The sequence below is a fragment of the Nonomuraea mesophila genome, from assembly GCF_004352805.1.
Taxonomy (GTDB): domain Bacteria; phylum Actinomycetota; class Actinomycetes; order Streptosporangiales; family Streptosporangiaceae; genus Nonomuraea; species Nonomuraea longispora.
In genome coordinates this window covers 1-1,919 of sequence record NZ_SMLD01000362.1, presented here as the reverse complement: position 1 = coordinate 1,919, position 1,919 = coordinate 1, and the positions used below count along the sequence as shown (strand labels likewise).

General features: G+C 68.8%; 2 protein-coding genes. One reads left to right on the top strand and one right to left on the bottom strand.

The annotated features are described in order from the left end of the window. Positions 1 to 53: 53 nt before the first annotated feature. The gene (locus tag E1295_RS48015) at positions 54 to 1,238 is read right to left on the bottom strand and encodes a serine/threonine-protein kinase (RefSeq protein ID WP_166427804.1); all 1,185 of its coding nucleotides are present in this window, start codon (positions 1,236 to 1,238) and stop codon (positions 54 to 56) included. Between the two features lie 209 nt (positions 1,239 to 1,447). Here E1295_RS48015 and E1295_RS48010 point away from each other — a divergent pair. After that, positions 1,448 to 1,919: NuoI/complex I 23 kDa subunit family protein (locus tag E1295_RS48010; protein ID WP_246081263.1), on the top strand; the 472-nt coding region annotated here is incomplete at its 3' end.

Genomic DNA, 1,919 nt, shown 5'->3' with positions numbered 1-1,919 from the left:
GGCGTGCCTCGTGCCGGGCTCCGCGGCCTCGTGCCGGGCGGGGCGGGGCGGTGTCAGTGAACGATGGCCAGCATCACGTCGGAGGCCGAGGGCCGTTCGTCCGGACGCTTGTTGAGGCACGCGCCCACGATCGCGCGTAAGGCGGGCGGCAGCGGCGACAGATCGGGCTGGACCGTGAGCAGCCGGTTGAACACGGCAGGCACCGTGTCCTCCCCGAACGCGGGCCGGCCCGTTGCCGCGAAGATGATGGTCGAGGCCCAGCTGAACACGTCGGAGGGCGGGCCCACGGTCTCTCCCGACAACTGCTCGGGCGACATGTAGGGAGGCGTGCCGACCATCTTTCCCGTCGTCATGGTCACCTGGTCGAGCGCCTTGGCGATGCCGAAGTCGATCACGCGGGGCCCGTCGTGCCCGATCAGCACGTTGCTCGGCTTGAAGTCGCGATGGACGATGCCCGCCTTGTGGATGGCCGCCAGCGCCCCGGCCGTGGCCAGCGCCAGCCGGGTCAGGCCGTCCTCGTCGCGTGGCCCGTGCTTCTTGACCAGCTGCTCCAGCGACGGGCCGTCGACGTATTCGCTGACGATGTAGGGGTGCTGGCCGGAGATGCTGACATCGAGGAGCCGGGCTGTGGAGAACGTCGCCACCCGCCGGGCCGCGTCGACCTCCCGTGCGAACCTCTTGCGCGCCATCTCGTCGACCAGGTCGTGCAGCACCTTCACCGCGACCCGCGTCCCGTTGGGCGCCGTCGCCAGGTAGACCGCACCCTGCCCGCCCCGTCCGAGCTCCCGCACAACCCGGTAGTGGCCCACCCACTCGGGCTGCCCGGGGCGCGGCCGATGGTGCTGACCGGGGGAGGTGGTGCGCCTGTGCACCTCCATGGGCCGGTGCGGAGGAGGGGGGGTCGCTCTGAGGCGGGCGCGTACCATGTGGGGCACGAGGAAAGCCGAGTGCACGCCCCCTCCGCACCAGCTGAGCAGCAGGCCCAGCGTGACCATGACGGCCAGGGGCTCCGGGATGTCCGCGAACTCCGCGTAGGAAACGGCCGAGATCATGAACGAGCCGATGCCGACGAGGTAGACGCACGCGGCGACGAAGTGCCAGACGTTCCGCAACCAGTAAGCCGCGAACCCGATGGTGACCGGGGTCGCCAGGCCGCAGGTGAACAGGGGCAGGCAGGCCCACAAGACGGCGGCCGCCCACCTCCCGCCACTGGGACGGACCGAATGGCTATGTTGCATGGCGGAGAGACTATCGTTCAGCGACCGGTTGATATCGGGCGAGTGCACAGGTTGTGGATAACCATCTCTCGGCCTGTGGATAGCTGTGGAAAAACTGGGGACAATGCTCTGGCTCATTCACGTGCGAGGCCAAGTGCGTCATGATGTTGAACATGGGGCGGATACCGGGAGTCGGACTGGCGAAAGGGCTGTCCATCACCCTTCGCCACATGCTGCGTAAATCGGTCACGCAGCAGTATCCCGAGGTCAAGCCCGCTCTACCGCCGCGGAGCCGGGGCGTTATCGCCCTGGTTGAGGAGAACTGCACCTCCTGCATGCTCTGTGCCCGGGAATGCCCCGATTGGTGCATCTACATCGACTCGCACAAGGAGACCATCCCGGCCCCCGAGGGCGGCCGCGCGCGCCAGCGCAACGTCCTCGACCGCTTCGCCATCGACTTCTCCCTGTGCATGTACTGCGGCATCTGCATCGAGGTCTGCCCGTTCGACGCCCTCTTCTGGTCGCCCGAGTTCGAGTACGCCGAGGGCGACATCCGCAACCTTCTCCACGAGAAGGACAAGCTGGCCGCCTGGACCGAGACCGTACCGCCGCCTCCCGCCCACGACCCGGGCGCCGAGCCGCCGAAGGAACTCACGGCCGCCCCCCGCCGCCCGGCCGCCGGCCGCGCCACCCGTACCACGC

Excerpts from the sequence above, each read along its gene's own strand:
- E1295_RS48015 (WP_166427804.1), bottom strand. The coding sequence starts at position 1,238 with ATGCAACATAGCCATTCGGTCCGTCCCAGTGGCGGGAGGTGGGCGGCC.